Origin of the sequence: Pseudonocardia nantongensis, assembly GCF_046546495.1 — a bacterium.
In the GTDB taxonomy this organism is placed as follows: Bacteria; Actinomycetota; Actinomycetes; order Mycobacteriales; family Pseudonocardiaceae; genus Pseudonocardia; species Pseudonocardia nantongensis.
On the sequence record NZ_JBKGXT010000008.1, the window covers coordinates 123,646 to 143,943 of the forward strand.

The 20,298-nt window shown below is 69.8% G+C and carries 17 protein-coding genes and 1 tRNA gene; 11 read left to right on the forward strand and 7 right to left on the reverse strand.

Translation table 11 applies throughout. The annotated features are described in order from the left end of the window. Positions 1-158: 158 nt before the first annotated feature. Together ACLFMI_RS10895 and ACLFMI_RS10900 are read left to right on the forward strand one after the other, a co-directional pair. The gene (locus tag ACLFMI_RS10895; RefSeq protein ID WP_410947661.1) at positions 159-623 is read left to right on the forward strand and encodes a hypothetical protein; all 465 of its coding nucleotides are present in this window, start codon (positions 159-161) and stop codon (positions 621-623) included. Positions 624-774: 151 nt separating this feature from the next. Further along, complete coding sequence (locus tag ACLFMI_RS10900; RefSeq protein WP_410947662.1) at positions 775-1,884, forward strand: plasmid pRiA4b ORF-3 family protein; 1,110 nt, start codon at positions 775-777, stop codon at positions 1,882-1,884. A gap of 467 nt (positions 1,885-2,351) precedes the next feature. On the opposite strand, the gene ACLFMI_RS10905 is transcribed toward ACLFMI_RS10900, so the two are convergent. The 3 genes from ACLFMI_RS10905 to ACLFMI_RS10915 all read right to left on the reverse strand — a co-directional run bounded on the left by ACLFMI_RS10905 (position 2,352) and on the right by ACLFMI_RS10915 (position 5,071). After that, entirely contained in the window at positions 2,352-2,669 is a 318-nt protein-coding gene (locus ACLFMI_RS10905) for a helix-turn-helix domain-containing protein (RefSeq protein WP_410947663.1), read from the reverse strand. Continuing rightward, positions 2,666-3,028: a type II toxin-antitoxin system RelE/ParE family toxin gene (locus ACLFMI_RS10910; protein WP_410947664.1), complete on the reverse strand. Its 363-nt coding sequence runs from the start codon at positions 3,026-3,028 to the stop codon at positions 2,666-2,668. The genes ACLFMI_RS10905 and ACLFMI_RS10910 overlap by 4 nt, the downstream gene beginning before the upstream one ends. Before the next feature lie 645 nt (positions 3,029-3,673). Further along, a complete protein-coding gene (locus tag ACLFMI_RS10915) occupies positions 3,674-5,071 on the reverse strand; it encodes a Fis family transcriptional regulator (RefSeq protein WP_410947665.1) in 1,398 nt (465 codons plus the stop codon). Between the two features lie 183 nt (positions 5,072-5,254). Here ACLFMI_RS10915 and ACLFMI_RS10920 point away from each other — a divergent pair, with 183 nt between their 5' ends. The 4 genes from ACLFMI_RS10920 to ACLFMI_RS10935 are packed head-to-tail and all read left to right on the forward strand — an operon-like array spanning position 5,255 to position 13,087. Next, the gene (locus ACLFMI_RS10920) at positions 5,255-7,156 is read left to right on the forward strand and encodes a hypothetical protein (RefSeq protein ID WP_410947666.1); all 1,902 of its coding nucleotides are present in this window, start codon (positions 5,255-5,257) and stop codon (positions 7,154-7,156) included. A gap of 1 nt (position 7,157) precedes the next feature. Beyond that, positions 7,158-8,771: a class I SAM-dependent DNA methyltransferase gene (locus ACLFMI_RS10925; RefSeq protein WP_410947667.1), complete on the forward strand. Its 1,614-nt coding sequence runs from the start codon at positions 7,158-7,160 to the stop codon at positions 8,769-8,771. Beyond that, a complete protein-coding gene (locus tag ACLFMI_RS10930) occupies positions 8,768-9,913 on the forward strand; it encodes a restriction endonuclease subunit S (RefSeq protein WP_410947668.1) in 1,146 nt (381 codons plus the stop codon). Before ACLFMI_RS10925 ends, ACLFMI_RS10930 begins: the two co-directional genes overlap by 4 nt. Continuing rightward, a complete protein-coding gene (locus ACLFMI_RS10935; protein ID WP_410947669.1) occupies positions 9,914-13,087 on the forward strand; it encodes a type I restriction endonuclease subunit R in 3,174 nt (1,057 codons plus the stop codon). A 162-nt stretch (positions 13,088-13,249) separates the two neighbouring features. On the opposite strand, the gene ACLFMI_RS10940 is transcribed toward ACLFMI_RS10935, so the two are convergent. Both ACLFMI_RS10940 and ACLFMI_RS10945 read right to left on the reverse strand, forming a co-directional pair. Then, the gene (locus ACLFMI_RS10940; protein WP_410947670.1) at positions 13,250-13,960 is read right to left on the reverse strand and encodes a hypothetical protein; all 711 of its coding nucleotides are present in this window, start codon (positions 13,958-13,960) and stop codon (positions 13,250-13,252) included. A gap of 291 nt (positions 13,961-14,251) precedes the next feature. Then, a tRNA-Leu gene (locus tag ACLFMI_RS10945) sits at positions 14,252-14,336 on the reverse strand. Positions 14,337-14,434: 98 nt separating this feature from the next. Here ACLFMI_RS10945 and ACLFMI_RS10950 point away from each other — a divergent pair. The 3 genes from ACLFMI_RS10950 (at position 14,435) to ACLFMI_RS10960 (ending at position 17,069) form a co-directional block, all read left to right on the forward strand. Further along, the gene (locus tag ACLFMI_RS10950) at positions 14,435-15,778 is read left to right on the forward strand and encodes a M20/M25/M40 family metallo-hydrolase (protein WP_410947671.1); all 1,344 of its coding nucleotides are present in this window, start codon (positions 14,435-14,437) and stop codon (positions 15,776-15,778) included. An 89-nt stretch (positions 15,779-15,867) separates the two neighbouring features. Continuing rightward, on the forward strand, positions 15,868-16,638 hold the full coding sequence (locus ACLFMI_RS10955; RefSeq protein WP_410947672.1) for an SDR family oxidoreductase: 771 nt from the start codon (positions 15,868-15,870) through the stop codon (positions 16,636-16,638). 53 nt (positions 16,639-16,691) lie between these two features. Then, positions 16,692-17,069 (forward strand): VOC family protein, encoded by a 378-nt coding sequence (locus ACLFMI_RS10960; protein WP_410947673.1) that lies wholly within the window; start codon positions 16,692-16,694, stop codon positions 17,067-17,069. 102 nt (positions 17,070-17,171) lie between these two features. On the opposite strand, the gene ACLFMI_RS10965 is transcribed toward ACLFMI_RS10960, so the two are convergent. After that, on the reverse strand, positions 17,172-17,450 hold the full coding sequence (locus ACLFMI_RS10965) for a DUF5703 family protein (protein WP_410947674.1): 279 nt from the start codon (positions 17,448-17,450) through the stop codon (positions 17,172-17,174). 116 nt (positions 17,451-17,566) lie between these two features. Further along, the gene (locus ACLFMI_RS10970) at positions 17,567-18,517 is read right to left on the reverse strand and encodes an aldo/keto reductase (protein ID WP_410947675.1); all 951 of its coding nucleotides are present in this window, start codon (positions 18,515-18,517) and stop codon (positions 17,567-17,569) included. Between the two features lie 135 nt (positions 18,518-18,652). On the opposite strand from ACLFMI_RS10970, the gene ACLFMI_RS10975 reads away from it, so the two are divergent. Together ACLFMI_RS10975 and ACLFMI_RS10980 are read left to right on the forward strand one after the other, a co-directional pair. After that, positions 18,653-19,474: an undecaprenyl-diphosphate phosphatase gene (locus tag ACLFMI_RS10975; protein ID WP_410947676.1), complete on the forward strand. Its 822-nt coding sequence runs from the start codon at positions 18,653-18,655 to the stop codon at positions 19,472-19,474. A gap of 86 nt (positions 19,475-19,560) precedes the next feature. Further along, the gene (locus tag ACLFMI_RS10980; protein WP_410947677.1) at positions 19,561-20,277 is read left to right on the forward strand and encodes a histidine phosphatase family protein; all 717 of its coding nucleotides are present in this window, start codon (positions 19,561-19,563) and stop codon (positions 20,275-20,277) included. Positions 20,278-20,298 lie beyond the last annotated feature (21 nt).

Here is a 20,298-nt window from a genome sequence, read left to right on the forward strand (position 1 = left end):
CCGGCCGCCGGTGCCGGTAGCAGGCGCGCCGACGTCGTGATCGTGGGTGAGCAGGCGCAGCCGACGAGCGTCTGAACCGAACCGCGAACGGCTCGGAGCGGTAGGTTCGGCGGGTAGGTCCGATGGCACCCGCACCTCATCCCAAGGAGCGCACCCGAGTGGAACGCAGCGTGGCGATCACCGGCACGCGGAGCATCGGCGATGCTCCCGTCGACGAGCTGGCCGAGGTGTTCGCGGCCTACCTCAGGCCGTTCGCCGACTCGACGGCGCACTTCTACGTCGGCGGGGCCTCCGGCGTCGACACCGCCGCACTGCAGTGGCTGGCGAGGAACTCCGAGGCGGCGCTGACCGTCGTCGTGCCCTGCCGGATCGTCGATCAGCCGGTCGGTCCCGCCGAGGTCATCGAGAGCCTGCGGGGCGAGGAGCGCCTCGCCGACGTCGTCGAGATGGGTGCCACGCTCCTCGGCAAGGACGCCTACCACGCCCGCAACCGATGGATGGTGGACCACTGCGGCCTCGTGATCGGATTCCCGAGGGGGGACGAGTCCGCCGGCGGAGGCACCTGGTACACGCTCAACTACGCCACCGAGCAGAGGAAAGCCCGGCTGGTGGTCCCGCTCTGACCGGTCACAGCCGGCCACGCTGGTCGACCATCCACGACGGCGAGGCGGCAGGCGGAGACACCCACCAGCGTTCCCGCTGGTAGCGACGCTGTCCACCACCTGGGGCCATCGCCGAGAGATCCGGATCCTGGGGGCAGGTACGGTCCGGGCCGTGCGAACGGTGCGGCTGCGGATCTCGCTGCGGGAGGTCTCGCCTGCCGTGGTGCGGGTGATCGACGTCCCGGCGACGGCCTCGTTGCCGGAGCTGCACGAGCTGCTCCAGATGGCGCTGGGCTGGACGAACAGCCACCTCCACCAGTTCGTCGCAAGCGACCGGACCTACGGCGTAGCGAACCCCGACTGGGACGACGGGTTGCAGCAGGACGAGGCCCGCATGCGGCTGCGGGACCTGCCGGCGCACTTCGAGTACCACTACGACTTCGGTGACGGCTGGGAGCACGACGTCGAGGTCGTCGGTGCCGGGGGCGAGGTCCCGGGCTGCGTCGAGGGTACGGGTGGCTGTCCGCCGGAGGACTGCGGTGGCGCGCCCGGGTACGCAGAGCTGCAGGCGGTGCTCGCCGACCCCGGCCACGAGGACCACGCCCGGCTGCGGGAGTGGGCGGGGGAGCTGCCGTCGTTCGATCGTGCGGCCACCGACCTGCTGGTCCGGCAGACCGTGGGCGAGGTCCCGGTGAGCGTCCGGTTGCTGCTCGACCTGCTCGCCGGCGGCGTCCGGCTGACCCCCGGCGGGCGCCTGCCCCGCTCGGTCGTGCGGCAGATGCAGCAGCACCGCCCCGGCTGGCACCCGCTGGACCGGCCCGCGTCGATCGAGGAGGACCTCGTCCCGCTGGCCGTGCTGCACGACATGCTGCGCCGGGTGGGCCTGCTGCGCCTGGCCCGGGGCGTGCTGACACCGACCCGCGCGGCCGCCGACGACCTGCAGACCGTCCGCCGGCTGCGGTCGTGGTTCGAGCCCGAGGACGGCTTCCGCGGGATCCTCGCCACGGCCGCCGTCGCCCTGCTGTCGGCGTCCGGCCCGATCCGGTGCGCGGAGCTCGCGGAGCGCGTGTACGCCCTGCTGGGTAACCGCTGGTCGTTGGACGGTCGGCCACTGACCGGCGCCGACGTCGACTCGATGATCAACGGGATGCGCGCCGACCTCGAGGCCCTGGACCTCGTCGAGGGGGAGGGGCGCACGTGGCGGGCGGGCCCGTCGGCGCAGACGTTGCTACCGCGCGCGACGGCCCTGTCCGCGATCTGGTCGCGCGATCCGGCCTGGTGAGCCGGGTGGTCGGCGGGAGTGGACGAGACAGCTGCGCGGGGCGGCGCCCGTGCCCGGCCGGCCGGCGCGGGGTACAGGGGGACGGACCGCTGATGGGGATCGACATCGACCGGGCCCGGCGGCTGGCCGACCCGCGGTCGTTGCAGCGTGGGTGCGGGTACGCCCGGCACGGAGCCGTGGGTCGGATCTGCCGGCTCGCCGACGGTGCCGGCCGGCCTGCCGACGTGTGCAGGACTCGTGAGTCACCCTGGTGCCGACCTCCGGCAGGGCGCATCGACCGACGGTCGTGCGCAGAGTCCGGGGGAGCGCGCGCGGAGGGGCGTCTCTGGCGCCCGCAATACATCCCCGTCTGGCAGTACGCAGAACTGCGTCGATCTACAAAGCTGATCGTGTGTCCGAGGGCGAGTCGAACCGTAACCCTACCGTTGTGCGTCCCGCTGAGCTGCAGTTGTCGGTCTTCGGATAGCTCAGGCGATAGCGGTGATGTCGCCGTCGTCGAAGTAGATGGCTTGGTGGAGACGACCGCCGAGTGCGGCGGCGTATCGGGCGAGGACGTCCTGTCCGGAGACCTTGCCGCATTCGATCTGGGAGACGCGGCCCTTGGTGATGTCCATGCGGTCGGCGACCTGTTGCTGGGTGAGGCCGCGGGCGCGACGGACCTCGGCGAGGCGGTAGCCGACGGTCTCGGCGAGCATCTGGCGTTTGCCGGCGTCGACGGCGGCGTCGCCGCCGGCGCGTTCGACATGGTCGGCGCGGATGTCGCGCCAGGCGACGTGGCTGCTCATGGCTGTCCCTTCTCTTGACCGCATTCCATTAGGTATCGCTCGTAACGTTGCTCGGCTATCGGGATCGCCTCGGCGTACCAAGTCTTCCACCGTCGGGCCTTGTTGCCTGCCACGAGAAGGATCGCGGATCGCCACGGGTCGAAGGCGAACAGGATCCGGACGGTGCCGGGGCGGAGTTCTTTGAGGTTGGGGATCGAAGATCCGCGGATGGTGTCGACGAGGGGCCGACCGAGTCCAGGTCCGCTGTCAGCGAGAAGGTCAATGGCCTGGACTACCCGGCTGTGAACAGTGTGGTCGAGGCTCTCGAGCCAGTCGAGTACCTCGTTGGCGATGTACACCTCCCAGGGGGCGTCACTCACGCCAACAGAGTATAGCTTTTGGTATATGCGCCGCGCCTGCGCCGGCAGCCGGTGTCCGCCGGGACCCGGGCCGGCGCGCCAGGCGGCGGGCTACCGGCCGACGTGCGAGGCAGACCAACCGGTCGCCTCCAGCGCCAGCCGTACGCATGAAATGGTGGGCTCGCTGAAGGTCCTTGACCCGGCCCGATTGAAGCCGATGACCAGGGTTGGGCAGTCGCTGGCGACGAGCGTCGGCTCGTCCCGGTGGCGACCCGGTCCGGTCGGTAACGGCGGCCTGTCACCGCGGTCGGCGCCCCTGCGCGCGGTGCCGCGGGCCGGGGTCTGCGGCGACATCCCTCGATTGCGGCCGGTCACCCGCCAGGCCGGTCACGAGCACCCGGCTGCGCAGGAGCAGGCAGGCGTCCGGGCTGCTCTCGCTGAACCCGTAGATCACGCCAGACCGCAGTACCACGGGCGGCGGGCCGTGACTGCCAGCGCACCGTCGAGATACGCCCACGGAGCCGGCGAACTGCCAGACGGACCGACACACCTCGATCCGCTCGCGGTATCGCTGGACGGCGTGCGGGCTGAGCAGAACGGAGTTCGGGTCGACGGTGAGGTCGATCCGGCCCGGACAGGGCCAGCCCGAGCACCGCGGCGGCGTCGTCAGGCGCCGGCATTGTCGGTGCCTGATGTGTGGGCTCCGAGCGCCGCGCGGGCCTGGGTGAGCAGGCGCGAGATTTCGGTGCGCAGCTCGTCGGACTCGCCGCCGATGGTCTTGGCGTGCCGTTGGATCAGGCCCACCGACTTGGTGATCTCGTCGATGCGGACCAAGACCGCGAGCGCGGAAGCGATCTTCTCGTCAGCGACGCGGACGTCACCGTCCTGCTGCCGGCTCGCCGCGGCAAGGGCGGCCAGGCGCAGCAGCTGCAGGACGGTGCGCAGCAGGTCCGCCGAACCGGTGTCGGGGTCAAAGGCGACCACGATGCGGCGCGGGCCGAGACTCAGCACGCTGTGACCACCGAGCTGCTCGGGCGACCGGACGATGCCGAGCGAAGCGACGGCGTCCCTGTTGCGTTCGGTGTCGCGCAGGTAGTCGCTCCAGCCGTTGCGCTGCGAGTCCGACATCTCCACCGCGACGCGCACGTCGCCGCCGTTGACGGCGAGCACCCCGTCGCCCTTCCTGTTGTTCGGGAAGCGGCCGGCTTTGCGGGCGGTGACGCGGTACTCGTCGCCGAAGCCCGTGGCCAGCTCGGCAAGCAGTCCTTGCAGCGCGTCCTCGAACTCGTCGCCCTTGAGAGAGCTGGTGCTCACCACGGCCGCCCGCGCGCTCGAGGCCGCCTGCGCCACCTTCGTTGCCTCGACGAGAGTGTCGATCTTGTCCGTCAGCGCCTGAGAGCCGGCGGTGAGCGTGGCCGCGAGCCGCTCCTGCTGCTCGGCGAGAGCGCGGGCCTGCTGCGCAGCGGGAGAGGCCGGGTCGGCGGGATCGAGCGCCCGGGCGGCCTTGGTGATGAGCTCAACCGTCTGTGCTGCGGTACGGGCCTCCAGCTCGCGGCCGAACTTCTCGATCACGGGGCCGAGACGGTTCAGCAACTCGGAGTTCTCGCCGCCCAGCAACCGAGTGAGGTCCGCGCGCAGGGCCGTGCCAGCGGTCTCGACGGACTCGGTGAAGCTGCGCCGGGACTGTGCGGCGATCTCGTCGAAGGTCTTGCGGGCCGCGGCGGTCGATGCCTCGATCGTTGCCGTGGCCTGCTGGACGGCCGCGCCGGTGGCACGCTCGGCCTCGCGGGAGAGCTGGCTCGTGCGCTCGCCGACGTCGGCCACGAGCGCGTCGAGCCGGTACGCCTCCTGGGTACCGCCTGCGGTGGCGATCGCCTGGGAACCGACGACGGCGGCCTGGGTGACGAAGGCGGTCAGGTCGCAGTCGGCCATCTCCGTCGCGGGCACGGCGGCGCCGCGGCGGCCGGTCGGCCAGTGGCGCGCCTCCGCCAGGACATTCGAGTCGTGCAGGGTCAGATGCTCGGCGATCAGCGCGGGGCCGTCGGCGTCGAAGTGTGCGGGCATGTGCTTCCTCGCAGTCTCGTGGCCGACCTGACCTGGGTGGCCGACCGATGCGACGAAGGATGCGCAGATCAGCTAATAGAGCCAAGGCCGGACTCTGAGAAGCCGGGTTCTCAGCGACCCATCCACGAAACGAAGGATGCTGCCCTAGTCTCTGCGGAGTCGGACTGCGGAAGGAGGTGCGCCATGGTGGCACAGCGCTCGACCGTCACGTTGCAGGACATCGCCGACCTGGCGCACGTCCGCCGGCACGTGGTGACGATGTGGCGCAGGCGCCCGCGGGTCCGCGGCCGCATCGTCTCGTTTCCCGAGGTGGTGTCCTCGGCCGACGGTGTGGAGCACTTCGACCGCGACGACATCGTTGCCTATTTGCAGACGACCGGCCGGGGGTACAACACCGAGGTCGACCAGGATGCGCCCGCGCTGTCGGTGCCGGACGACGTCGACGCCGAGGACGTCGTGACCCTGCTGGCCTTGCACGCCGCGACCGGAGAGGACATCGGCGGCCGCTCAGCAGCAGAGCTGACCGGCCTCGCGAGCCTGGCCGACCCCGCCGACGCCCTGCTGCTCAGGGAGGTGCGTGCGGTGACAGTCACGGAGGCGTTGACGGTGTACGTCGACGACCTCGTCGCGGCGTCGTTCGGCCCCTCCGACGCGCTGGCCCGTCTGGAGTCGAGCCGACTTCGTCGGGGACAGGGCGGACGCGGTGTCCACGAAGACCTTGTCGACATCGTCGCCGCAGCCGCCGGGGCGGCGCGCGATGCGCTGGGGAACGACGGTGTGGTTCTCGTGCCGCCGGCCGACGCCACGATGTTCCGGACGCTCGTCACGGGATTCTCCGGTGTCGTGCTCGCGCCCGGACAACACCGGGCTCTGCGGCGCCGGGCGCTGATCGAGGAGGCCGATATTCATGATGGCACCGGTGGTGCCTCCGCGGTGCACGTTCTCTCCGTGATCGGGATGTCCGACGTCGAGGCACTGAGGGCGGCAGACGATCTCGTGCTCGGTCTGGGTTCGACGGATGTCGGCGTCGTGGTGGGCGCGGCGGGAACGCTGTGCGATCCACTTGTCGGTGACGCGAGCCGAGACCGCACCGACACCGTGTCCGGCCGTGTCCTAGCAGCCGCGATCCGCCTGCCACGCGGCTTGTGGAAGGGCGCCCACCGGCAGAGTCTGGCGCTCTGGGTGCTGCACGGGGCCCGCCGCAACGAATTCGTGTCCCTCGCGGATCTCGAGGGCCTGACGATCGACCTCGACGACCTCGGCGCGGATGTCGCCGCGGCGTTGCTCGAGCCGGCCTCCGAAGCCACTCGGGGGAGCCGAGCCCCGCGCTACGCCCGTCGCCGGGATCTGACCGCCGTGCTGGCGCAGACAGCGGTCGTACCCCGCGGCGTCACGGCCGTGCATCTCGGCAGCGGGCGATCGTCCTCTCATCTGGACCGGGTGTACGCAGCTACGCTCACTACGAGCCGTGCCATCCCCAGATGTGACGTCCCCGTTGCGCCAGCCCCCACCAACATCACGTTGCGTCGGCGTTCGCTCGCCGAGTTGAGGTCGGACGGACAACTCGTCATGAAGCACGGGACGCGTGTCAATCTCGCTCACGTCGATCCGGCGGGGACGGTGGCAGTGCTGACTGCGGACGGTGCGGCCGACCATGTGCGACTCGACCCATTCGACGCGGCCCGTCTTTATCCACGCGCGACCCGAACCGAACCGGGCGATGTCGTGTTCCTCGAACGGCCATCGCCGACCGCGCGGGTCGACGAGGTCGGTGGTGCGCTGGTCGCCGCGCCGAGCCGGATCCTGCGCCTGCAACCCGGCGCCCCCCTCGGCCCCCACGTGCTCGCCGCCGTCGTCAACACGCTTACGCCGCAGGGGACTGCGTGGACGACATGGAGAGTGCCGTTGCTGTCCGAGGTCGATGCGGCTGCGCTCGACGAGGCGCTTGTCGCTGTCGCGAACCATCAGGACGAGCTGCGGCGACACACCGACGCGGCGCGCGATCTCGTCACGAGCCTGATCGAGGGCGTGGCCGCCGGCGCGGTGACGCTCGACCCGACCCTCACCCGAACGGAAGCAGGTTGACGTGCCCACACGCACGAAGAAGGCCTCCACGGCGCCGTCCACCATGAAGGAGCTGGAGGACACGCTGTGGAAGGCGGCCGACAAGTTGCGCGGCTCGCTGTCGGCGCACCAGTACAAGGACGTGATCCTCGGGCTGGTGTTCCTCAAGTACGTCTCCGACGCCTACGAGGAGCGTCGCGGGACGATCCGCGCCGACCTCACCGCCGACGGCCTCGACGACGAGCAGATCGCCGACCTGATCGACGACCCGGAGGAGTACCAGGGATACGGCGTGTTCGTGGTACCGCCAGAGGCGCGGTGGAGCTTCCTGGCCGAGAACGCGAAAGGCAAGCCAGCCGAGGGCCGCGAGTCGGCCAAGTCGATTGGCGAGCTCGTCGACGCGGCGATGGACGCGGTCACCAAGGCGAACGAGAGCCTGAAGGGCACGCTCGTCGTCCGCTACAACAGGGACGCGATCGATCAGCGCCGCCTCGGTGAGCTGATCGATCTGTTCAACAGCGCCAGGTTCAGCCGTCAGGGCGAGCACCGCGCGCGTGACCTCATGGGCGAGGTCTACGAGTACTTCCTCGGCAACTTCGCCCGCGCCGAGGGTCGGCGTGGCGGCGAGTACTTTACCCCGCCGTCGGTGGTGAAGACGCTGGTCGAGGTGCTGGAGCCGACGTCGGGCCGTGTGTACGACCCGTGCTGCGGCTCGGGCGGGATGTTCGTGCAGACCGAGCGGTTCATCCGCCGACACGACGGCGACCCGACCAACATCCACGTCTACGGGCAGGAGGCCATCGCCGAGACCTGGCGGATGGCCAAGATGAACCTCGCCATCCACGGTATCGACCACAGCGGACTGGGCACGGTCGCCGGAGACACGTTCGCCCGCGACCAGCACCCGGGTACCGCCATGGACTTCGTGATGGCCAACCCACCGTTCAACATCAAGGACTGGACGCGGGACACCGAGGACGACCGCTGGCGCTTCGGCGTTCCACCGGCAAAGAACGCCAACTACGCATGGATCCAGCACATCTTGTACAAGCTGGCCCCCGGCGGGAAGGCCGGCGTCGTCATGGCGAACGGCTCGATGTCGTCGCAGTCCAACGGCGAGGGCGACATCCGGGCCCGGATCGTCACCGCCGACCTCGTCTCCTGCATGGTCGCCCTCCCGACCCAGCTGTTCCGTAGCACCGGCATCCCGGTCTGTCTGTGGTTCTTCACGCGCGGCAAGAGCGGTGCCAAGTGGGGCGCGACCGACCGCTCGGGCGAAGTTCTGTTCATCGACGCCCGCGAGATGGGGCACATGATCGACCGCGCCGAACGTGCCCTGTCGCAGGAGGACATCGTCCGCATCGGCGATACCTTCCGCGCCTGGCGGGGGGAGTCCTCGGCCGAGGTGTACGAGGACGTCCCGGGCTTCTGCAAGTCGGTCCCGGTCGCCGAGATCAAGGCCGCGGACTACGCCCTGACGCCTGGCCGCTACGTCGGCGCCGCCGAGGTCGCCGACGACGGCGAGCCGATCGACGCGAAGATCGAGCGACTGAAGAAGGAACTCTTCGAGGCTCTCGACGAGTCCGCGCGGCTTGACACCGTCGTGCGCGAGCAAATGGAGCGAGTGTCAGCATGAGCGGCTCACCAATCTCGTTCGCTGATTTGGTTTCGGATGGAGCTCTGAAGATCGGCGACGGTCATCGGGCAAGACTTGAAGAGCTCACGGGTGGTGGGCCGCTTTTCCTGCGGGCGGGGTCGTTGTCTGATGAAGGATTCTCGTGGGAAGGTCTGGAAGAATTCGGAGTCGAGTCGACCACGCGTCTGCTTGGTAAGATTGGACAGGCCGAAGATGTTGTGATCACTACGAAGGGTAACAGTATTGGAAGGGTTGGCTTCGTACCTACAGGAGCGCCAGCGTTCATCTATTCGCCACATCTCTCCTTCTGGCGGTCACTCAATCGCGAGGTGATCCATCCGCGGTACCTCTACTATTGGTCGAGGAGCTCGGCCTTTATGCGCCAACTCAAGAATCTTGCCTTTGGCACGGACATGGCTCCATACTTCAGTCTTCGAGATCAGGCCCGCGTCGTAATCGACCTCCCGAGGTTGGCGCTACAACGGTCGATCGCTGGGGTGTTGGAAGCACTCGACGACAAGATCGCCGTCAACTACCGACTCGTGGATCTGCTGGACGAGACATGTGCGACCGAGGTTCGAAGAGCCCTGCTCGGTCAGGAGAATGCTGTTCAGCTTCGGGATGTCTTGCGCTTGCATTACGGAAAGGCTCTCCCTGTTTCGAGGCGACGTAGCGGTAAGGTCGCTGTTTACGGCAGTAGCGGCATCACCGGATGGCACGACGAAGCTCTTGTAGCTGCACCTGGCGTAGTGGTGGGAAGAAAGGGGAGCGTCGGAACCGTCTATTGGGCGGACGGTCCGCATTACCCGATTGACACTACCTACTACGTTGAATCGGTAGGGGCGATCCCGGCCGAAGTCCTCTACTATATTCTGCGGACGTTACCGCTGTCTAGTCTCAACAATGACTCGGCCGTGCCGGGACTCAATCGTGACGAGGCGTACGCCCAGCATGCACTGGTTCCTCCGGCCGAGGTGGCTGCGGACCTGGCTGCGAAGGTCCGTCGACGGTTCCTTCGCGCAAGCGTTGCTCGCCATGAATCGGATGTTCTTGCCGCCACGCGAGACGAGCTGTTGCCGTTGTTGATGTCGGGGAAGGTGCGGGTCAAGGACGCCGAGAAGGTCGTGGAGGAGGTGGTGTAAATGCTCAGCGAGGCACAGTGGGAGCAGATCGCGCTCGAGCAGTTCGCCGGGCAGGGGTGGCGGCCGCTGCACGGCACTGACATCGCGCCCGGAACCGACCGCGGCCGGGAGTCCTGGACCGACATCGCGTTGCCCGCACGGATGCTGGAGGCGATGCGTGAGCTCAACCCCGACGTGCCGGTCGGGTACCTTGAGCAGGCGCTCGCCGAGATCCTCTCGCCGACCTCGCGGGACGCTATTACCGAGAACCGACGCATCCATCGAGTGCTCGTCGACGGGTACAACGCGATCAGCTATGTCGACGCGGAGGGCATCGAGCAGAGCCCGACGATCCGTCTGGTCAGCCACCGCGAGGAGGACAACGAGTTCCTCGCCGTCAACCAGGTCACGGTCCGGTCGACGGACCACGAGCGGCGCTTCGACGTCGTGCTCTATCTCAACGGCATGCCGGTGATCGTTGTCGAGCTGAAGAACGCCGGCGACGCGAACGCCACACTCAGCACGGCGCACGGCCAGCTAGTGACCTACCTCGACGAGTTCCCCACCGCGTTCCGCTTCTGTGTACTCTCCGTCATCAGCGACGGTCTCACGGCCCGGTACGGCACACCGTTCACCCCGCTCAATCACTACTCGCCGTGGAATGTCAACGAGGACGGGGAGCCGCTCGACACGGCAACAGATGCCGACGACCAGAGCCTCGGCGTCGAGCTCGAGTACCTCGTCGACGGGATCGGCAACCCGGAGCGGTTCCTGCAGCTGCTGCGCAACTTCGTCGCGTTCGACGCCGGTGCCGGGGGCTATCAGAAACGGGTCGCGAAACCGCACCAGTACTTCGCGGTCACCGGGGCGGTCGGCACGACCGTCGATGCCGTACGCAGCAACGGCAAGGCCGGCGTCGTCTGGCACACCCAGGGCTCGGGCAAGTCGATGGAGATGGAGCTCTACGCCCACCTCGTCGCGCACCACCCCGCCTTGAAGAACCCGACGCTCGTCGTGGTCACTGACCGTACCGAACTCGACACCCAGCTCTTCGACACGTTCCAGCGTTCCGAGCTGCTGAGCGAGAGCCCGGTGCAGGTGAGCACCCGGGAGGAGCTGCGCACCAAGCTGGGGGAGAAGAACACGGGTGGCATCTTCTTCACGACTCTGCAGAAGTTCGGCCTCACCGAGGCCGAACGTAGGGCGGGTCGTGACCATCCGAAGCTTTCAGATCGCACGAATATCGTCGTCGTCGTCGACGAGGCGCACCGCAGCCACTACGAGAAGCGCTACGGGTTGGCCCGCCACATCCGCCAGGCCCTGCCGCACGCGACGTTCATCGCCTTCACCGGCACGCCGATCTCGATGGCCGGACGCGACACCGTCGAGGTGTTCGGCGACGTCATCGATACCTACGACCTCACCCGCGCCGTCGACGACGGCGCGACCGTTCCCGTGCGGTTTGCCCCTCGCCTCATCGGCGTGCAGCGCGCGCTCACAGAAGAGGAACTCGACCGGGCTGCCGACGAGGCGACCACCGGCCTCGACGACGTCGAGCGCGACCGGATCGAGAAGTCCGTCGCCGTCATCAACGCCGTCTACGGTGCCCCGGAGCGTCTCAAGGCGCTGGCACGCGACCTCGTTGACCACTGGGACCATCGCTCGCAGGCGATGCGTCCGTACCTCTCCTCGGAGGACGGGTCGTCGCCGGGCAAAGCACTCGTCGTGTGCGGTACTCGCGAGATCTGCGCGCGGCTCTACGACGAGATCGTCACGCTGCGTCCGGACTGGCACGACGACGCCGTCGACCGCGGCGTGGTCAAGGTCGTGTATTCCGGCACCGCCTCCGACCAGCCACCGGTCAGGGACCACGTCCGCCGCGAGGGTCAGAACAAGGCCATCAAGAACCGGCTCAAGGACGCCGAGGACCCGCTGCAGATCGTCATCGTCAAGGACATGCTGCTGACCGGTTTCGACGCCCCACCGCTGCACACGCTCTACCTGGACCGGCCGCTGAAGGGGGCGCTGCTCATGCAGACCCTCGCGCGGGTCAACCGCACCTTCCGCGGCAAGCAGGACGGGTTGCTCGTCGGATACGCCCCCCTGATCGAGAACCTCACCAGCGCCCTCGCCCAGTACACGGCCACCGACCAGCAACGCAGGCCCGTCGGGCGTGACGTCGAGGAGGCCGTTGCGCTGGTCCGGGAGCTGGTCGGTCAGATCGACTCGCTGTGTGCGGGCTACCCCTGGCGGGCCGTGTGGGACCGCAGCGATGCGAGCCTCGTCAAGGCGACGGCGGGCCTGACCAACCACCTGCGCTCACCGCTGACTCCCGGGAACCAGGTCGACGAGGGCGAGGAGACGCTAGCCGGGCGCTTCCGCCGGTTGACCGGCCAGTTGGCACGAGGATGGGCGCTCGCGGGCGACGACGTGCTTGCCGACCTGCGCGACGAGGTGCTGTTCTACGGCGAGGTCCGGGTCTGGATGGCGAAGCTGGACGCCCAGGAGCGGCAGGCCTCCGGCGAGCCGGTTCCGGAGGAGATCCAGCGGTTGCTCTCCGGGCTCGTCGCGTCTTCGACAGCCACCGGGGACATCGTCGACATCTACGCCGCGGCCGGCCTGCCGACGCCGACGCTGTCCAACCTCGGGCCGGACTTCCTGACGAAGGCGCAGGAGGCTGACCAGGCGCACCTGGCGATCGAGGCGTTGCGCAACCTGCTTACCTCGGAGTCAGCGAAGGTCGCGCGCAACAACCTGGTGCGCCAGCGGGCGTTCTCCGAGCGCATCAGCGAGTTGATGCGCCGCTACACGAACGAGCAGCTCACGTCCGCCGAAGTCATCGCCAGACTGGTGGAGCTCGCGAAGGAGGTGGCGGCCGAGGACGACCGCGGCACGTCGTTCGACCCGCCGCTCTCCGACGACGAGTTGGCGTTCTACGACGCGGTGAGCACCAACGAGTCCGCTATCGACGTGCAGGGCCCCGACGTGCTCGCCCAGATCGCCCGTGAGCTCGTCACCGTCATGCGTCGCGACGTCAAGACCGACTGGACCGTCCGCGACGACGTACGCGCCAAGCTGCGCTCGCAGGTCAAGCGGTTGCTGGTGAAGTACAAGTACCCGCCGGACAAGCAGCCCGGCGCGATCCGAATGGTCATCGAACAGATGGAAGCGATGGCGCCGCGGTATGCGGCATGAGATCCGAGCTGTTCGACGCTGTCCAGGAGCCAACCGCGCTCTCCACGGCGATCAGCCCGAATGGTAAGAACGAACGGCGTCGAGCGCGGGCACGTCGCTCCGGGATACTGATGCCGACGAGAACCGTCTGGATCCGGCCGACGGGCTCGTGCGTCCGCGTCGTCACCACGCGTTCAGCTTGCCGGTCTTGGTGGCCGCCGGCCCCGTGACCGGATCAGTGACGCCGTAGCCGAGGTCGCGGAGGACCCGCACGGCCTCGCCCGGGGCGTCTCGGACGAGCGTCGCGATCTGGCGGCGTCGCCACCGCTCACGGCCCGCGTGGAGAAGCGGGTCCGACCCGGCGCACCTGTCGACACCGAACTCGTGCAGGACGAAGGCCAGCACGTCCTCCAGGCAAGGACGCATGCGCGCACCGCCTACCGGAAAGTGGAGCTCCGAGAACGCGCCCGAATGGCTCGGGTTACCCAGGGTCAGTAGTCGCGAGGCGGCACCTCGTTCCGCATGAATGTTCCAGTGGCACGCCGGGACGGTATGGGCGTCACGTAGGAAGTCCAACCGCGCGATCGGGGTCTTGTCCGCCCACCCGCGGAGCTCGAAGTCCGAGCGATGCACCGCCAAGTAGGTCCGGTCGGTATCTCGCGTGCACTGGATGGAGACCCGTAGCGAGGCGACAGGGTCGCCGTCCTTGGTAAGGGTAATCAGGCCACCCGGGGCCGCCACCTGCAGGCGATATCGAGCCTGGTCGACCATCGCCTCGGCCCTGATTCGCCGTTCCTCGGCGGGAACGGAGTCGGGGCGAGGCAGCACCCCGTCGAGAAGATCCTGAAGTTCCTGGGCGAACGCCAGTACTTCGGTCTCGATGTCGAAGGTCACTCACCCTCTCCAAGGAGGAACCTGACGGCCTCCAGTTCGAGCAGCGCGTCGCGCTGCTCCGGTGTGAGGGCGTGGTCCCGAGCCAACTGCTGGAGGTCGGCTCGTCGACGTCGATCCGCGTGAGGATGTGGTGCCGACGGTCGAGAAGCTGCTTGCGTGTCAGATGGACGAGTTCTGCGGTCATCCTGTGCCCTCCCGGGTCATGGGCATGGGACCAGTGAACCAGCGACCTCTGACAAATCCGCCCGTGGATATGTCCTACGAGGGAGAGTCACACGTTCGGAGTAGTTGTGTCCGAGGGGGGACTTGAACCCCCACCCCCTAGCACGGGGACTAGCACCTCAAGCTAGCGCGTCTGCCATTCCGCCACTCGGACGCCGCGATCTCTCGATCGCGTCGGGAAGAAGCATAGCCGAGGCCCCGGGCCGGGTCGTGCCCGGGTCGGCGGGCGCTCCCGGTGGTAGGAAGGCGCCCATGACCGGCGACGCGAACGACACCCCCACCAGCGAGGCGGCCAGTGCCGAGGCCGAGGTCGTCGCGCTGTGTTCCGAGCTGATCCGGATCGACACGACCAATACCGCGGACCCGGAGACCCTGGCCGGTGAGGCCGAGGCGGCCGACTACGTGGCCGCGAAGCTGACCGAGGTCGGGTACGAGGTCGAGATCGTCGAGTCCGGTGCGCCGAAGCGCATGAACGTGATCACCCGGCTGAAGGGGGCCGACCCGTCCCGGGGGGCGCTGCTGATGCACGGCCACCTCGACGTCGTCCCGGCGGACGCGAGCGAGTGGTCGGTGCACCCGTTCTCCGGGGCCGTCCAGGACGGTTACGTCTGGGGGCGCGGCGCCGTCGACATGAAGGACATGGACGCGATGATGCTGGCGGTGGCCCGCCGCTTCAAGCGTGACGGCGTCGTCCCGCCGCGCGACATCGTGTGGGCCTTCGTGGCCGACGAGGAGGCCGGTGGGAAGTTCGGCGCGCAGTGGCTGGTGGACCACCGACCGGATCTGTTCGAGGGGTGCACCGAGGCCGTCGGTGAGGTCGGCGGGTTCTCGCTGACGGTCGGCGAGGACCAGCGCGCCTACCTGATCGAGTCGGCGGAGAAGGGCATCGCCTGGATGCGGCTGCGGGCCAAGGGCAAGCCGGGGCACGGCTCGTTCCTGCACGACGACAACGCGGTCACGATCCTCGCCGAGGCCGTCGCCCGGCTGGGCAACCACACGTTCCCGCTGGTGATCACGGATACGGTGCGGGCGTTCCTGGAGCGGATGACCGAGCTGACCGGCGTCGAGTACCCGGAGGACGACCTCGAGGGCTCGCTGGGCAAGCTCGGCCCGATCTCGCGGATCGTCGGTGCGACCGTCCGGGACACCGCGAACCCGACCATGCTCAACGCCGGGTACAAGGCGAACGTGATCCCGTCGACGGCCGAGGCGGTCGTCGACTGCCGGGTGCTGCCGGGCCGCGAGGAGCAGTTCCTGCGCGAGGTCGACGAGCTGCTCGGGCCGGACGTCGAGCGGGAGTGGGTCAGCGACCTGCCGCCGGTGGAGACGCCGTTCGAGGGTGCGCTGACCGAGGCGATGCAGGCCGCGCTGCGCACCGAGGACCCGGACGCCGAGATCGTGCCCTACATGCTCTCCGGCGGGACCGACGCGAAGTCGTTCGCCAGGCTGGGGATGAACTGCTACGGCTTCGCGCCGCTGCGGCTGCCTCCGGAGCTGGACTTCGCGGCGCTGTTCCACGGCATCGACGAGCGGGTGCCGGTGGACGCGCTGACCTTCGGTACCCGGGTGCTGGACACGTTCCTGCGAACCGCGTGAGCTGGGTAGGACCGTCCGGCAGAGCCTGGCGGACGGCGTGACGGGCCGCTGCTGCACACATCGCCCCGGGCCCGTGGCAGGGTGACAGGATGGATCTCTCGGGCAGGGCGGCCCTCGTCACCGGCGGTGCATCGGGCATCGGGGCCGCGGCGGTGGAGCGGCTGGTCGCGGCGGGTGCGTCGGTGGCCGTGGTGGACCGGGACGCGGACGCTGCGGACACGGTCGCGCAGCGGCACGGCGGCCTCGCGATTCCCGGCGACGTCACCGATCCGGCGACCCTCCCCGCTGCCGTCGCCGCGACCGAGGAACGGTTCGGCCGGCTCGACGTCGTCCTGCTCAACGCCGGTGTCACCGCCGGCCAGTCCGGGATCGAGGACCTGGACGTCGACGGCTACCGGCGGATCGTCGGCGTGAACCTGGACCACGTGGTGTTCGGGCTGACGGCCGCGGTGCCTGCGCTGCGCCGCGCCGGGGGCGGGCACGTGATCGCCACGGCGTCGCTGGCCGGGATCGTCGCGATGCCCGGTGACGCGCTCTACACCGCGACCAAGCACGCCGTCGTCGGGTACGTCCGGTCGGCCGCTCCGACGCTGGCCGGTGAGGGGATCCGGGTCAACGCGGTCTGCCCCGGCTTCGCCGACACCCCACTGATCGCCGGGGTGAAGGGGCAGTTCGCGGAGTTCCCGCTGCTCACCGCGGACGAGGTCGCCGCTGCGATCGAGGGGATCCTCGACCGGGCCGAGCCGGGGGAGTGCTGGTACGTGCAGCCGGGCCGGGCGCCCGCGGCGTACGGGTTCCGTGGTGTCCCGGGCCCGCGCGACGCCGGTCGGCCGCCCGAGGTCAGCTGGCGCGACCACTGACGGGCGGGTCGCGGCCTTGACCTGAACTCGACTCGAGGTCGCAGACTTCCGGCATGGCTGAGCTCAACCACACGATCGTCCACTCCCACGACAAGCGGGCCGGGGCCGCGTACCTTGCCGAGATCCTCGCGCTGCCGGAGCCGCAGCCGTTCGGGCCGTTCCTGGTCCTCCAGACCGGTAACGGGGTGAGCCTGGACTACACGGACTCCGGCGGTTCGGACATCGCCCCGCAGCACTACGCGTTCCTCGTCTCCGACACCGAGTTCGACGCCGCGTTCGGGCGGATCGTCGACCGCGGTCAGGAGTACTGGGCCGACCCGGGGCACACCCGCCCCGGGGAGGTCAACACGAACGACGGCGGCCGTGGCGTCTACTTCGACGACCCGTCCGGCCACGTCCTGGAGATCCTCACGGTGCCCTACGGCGGCTGACGCCCGCACGGGGGCGTGATCGACGATCCGGCGGTGGACCCGGTCAGCGATGACCGCATCGGCCGCCCGATCGTCGATCACGGGCCATGACGGCGGCGCCCCTCAGAACGTGGGCTCGGGCAGCAGCCCGTGGTGCTCGCGCGAGATCCGCCGCCGCAGCACGACCTTGCGCACCCCGCCGGGGTACAGCCGCATCCGGGAGAGCTCCCAGCCGGAGAACTCGGCCTGGACGGCCAACCGGATCGAGGCCGTCAACCGGGAGACGTCGCCGTCGATCCGTACCGGGCGGTACTCGTACCGGTCGTCGGTCCAGCCCTCGCCGTCCCGAGTCCCGGCGTACCGATTCCCGGCGCCGGGGTCCTCCGCTTCGCTCGCCGCCACTCGTGCCTCCCGGTTCGTGGTGCCTCGACCGCGGTGATCTCCGGATGAACGCCCGATGACCGCCGGACCGACCCACCATAGGTCGGCCGCCCGATCCCGGGCCACCATCAGCGTGCTCAGACCGGGTCGCTGACGTCGTCCAGCGCGGTCCGGATCTCGGCGGGCAGGGTGAGATCGTCCGCGGCCAGCGACGCCCGCAGCTGCGCCGCGTCCCGCGCCCCGACCACCGCGGAGGCCACCCCGGGCCGGTCCCGCACCCAGGTCAGCGCCACCGACAGCGGCGAGGCGCCGAGGCCGTCGGCCGCGGTCAGCACCGACTGCACGATCCGGTTCGCGTGCGCGGTCCGCCGGGTCTCGACGTAGGAGGCCAGCACCGCGCTCGCGGCGCGCGAGTCGGCCGGGGTGCCGTCGGTGTACTTGCCGGTCAGCACCCCGCGCCCGAGCGGTGCCCAGGCCAGCAGGCCGAGGCCGTGGTGAGCGGCCGCGGGCAGCAGCTCGGCCTCGGCCTCCCGGGCCAGCAGCGAGTACTCGACCTGCGCCGACACCGGCCGGACGACGGCCGGGTCCGGGCCTGCGGCGGCCCGCCCGGCGACCGTGGCCAGCTGCCAGCCGCGCGGCGCGACCAGGCCGGCGTAGCGCACCCGGCCGGAGTAGACGGCGACCTGCACCGCGGACAGCGTCTCGTCCAGTGGCACCCGCGGGTCCCAGCCGGGGAACTGCCAGAGGTCCAGGTGCTCGACGCCGAGCCGGCGCAGCACCGCGTCCAGCGAGGCCAGCAAACCCGCCCGCGACGCCCGCTCGCCGAGCGGTCCGGCGAGCGCGGCACCCCGCCCGGCGACGACGACGTCGTCTCGGCGCACCGCCCCGCGCAGCAGCCCGCCGAGCACCTGCTGGGCGGCGCCACCGCCGTAGTCGTCGGCGGTCTCGACGAGCGTGCCGCCCGCGTCGACGAACGCGGTCAGCTGGGCCCCGGCATCCTCAGGAGAGGTGCCGTCTCCCCAGGTCATCGTGCCCAGTCCGATGCGGGACACCTCCAGGCCGCTGCCGCCGACCGGTCTGCGTTGCACGGTGCCGAAGCCTATGCCCGCGGGCCCCGTTCATCGGCGAGGGCGCGCACTGTGACCCACGTCAACCCGGGTACGGTCACGGCCCGTGATGGATCAGGCCGACGGCCCGGCGGCGCCGCCCGTCCGGGGCCGCTCATGAGCTGGCTCGAGGTACTCGTCCTCGGGCTCGTCCAAGGGCTCACCGAGTTCCTGCCGGTCTCCTCGTCGGCGCACCTGCGGATCGCCTCCGAGGTCCTCTTCCAGCGTGACCCGGGGGCCGCCTTCACCGCGGTGTCCCAGCTCGGCACCGAGGCGGCGGTGATCGTCTACTTCGCCCGCGACATCTGGCGGCTGTTCATGACCTGGGTACGCGGGTTCCGCGACGCCGAGGTCCGGCAGACCGACGACTACCGGCTGGCCTGGCTGGTGATCCTCGGCTCGATCCCGATCGCCCTGCTCGGGGTGCTGCTGAAGGACCAGATCGAGACCGTGGCCCGCAACCTCTGGCTGATCGCCACCACGCTGATCGGCTTCGGCGTCCTGCTCGGACTCGCCGAGCGCTTCGGGCGACAGGTGAAGCCGATCGAGAAGATCACCTGGCGGGACGGCGTCCTGCTCGGCCTGGCGCAGGCGATGGCCCTGGTCCCCGGGGTGTCCCGCTCCGGCGGGACGATCACCGCCGGGCTCGCGCTGGGCCTCACCCGGCCCGCGATCGTCCGCTACTCGTTCCTGCTGGCCATCCCCTCGGTGTTCGGCGCCGGGCTGTTCACGCTGCCGGACGTCTTCGCCGGGGACGGCCCGTCCGGGGCTCAGATGCTGGTCACCGTGGCCGTGGCGTTCGTCGTCGGGTACGCAGTGATCGCCTGGCTGCTGCGGTTCGTGCAGAACAACACCGTCTACGTGTTCGTGGCCTACCGGATCGCGCTCGGGGCGGCCCTGATGGCCGCGTTGGGCCTCGGCGCCGTCCAGCCGTACTGACGCGGCCGTGGCGCGCCGCGGTGGCGGGCCACGGTGCGTGCGGGGGCGCCGAGCCGGATCGGTGATCTCCCGTAGCCTCGGCGGTCGTGACGACGTTGATCCTGCTCCGGCACGGGCGCTCCACCGCGAACACCGCGGGGGTCCTGGCCGGTCGCACGCCGGGGATCGAACTCGACGACCGCGGCCGTGAGCAGGCCGACAAGGTCGTGTCGCGGCTCGCCGACCTGCCGATCGCGGAGATCGTCACCTCGCCGCTGATCCGCTGCCGGCAGACGGTCGCCCCGCTGGCCAGCGCCCGCGGGCTGGAGCCGGTCGTCGACGACGGGCTGGCCGAGGTCGACTACGGTGCCTGGACCAACCGGGCGGTCTCCGAGCTGGCCAAGGAGGACCTGTGGCGGGTGGTGCAGGCGCACCCGTCCGCCGCGGTATTCCCGGACGGCGAGGGTCTCGCCGCGATGCAGGCCCGTTCGGTGGCCGCGGTGCGCCGGCACGTCCGGCGGGTCGCCGCCGAGCACGGCGACGACGCCGTCCTGCTCGCCTGCAGTCACGGGGACGTGATCAAGGCGGTGCTGGCCGACGCGCTGGCCTGCCACCTGGACAACTTCCAGCGGATCGTCGTCGACACCTGCTCGGTGAGCGTGATCACCTACACCGAGCTGCGGCCGTTCGTGGCGCGGATGAACGAGCAGTCCGGCGACGTCGCCGGACTGGTCCCGAAGCCGAAGGAGTCGCAGGCAGGCGACTCGGCCGAGCCCGCGGTGCCGGCGTCGGACGCCGTCGTCGGGGGCTCCACGAACGCGTGAGATAGGGTGATCCCGCTCGCC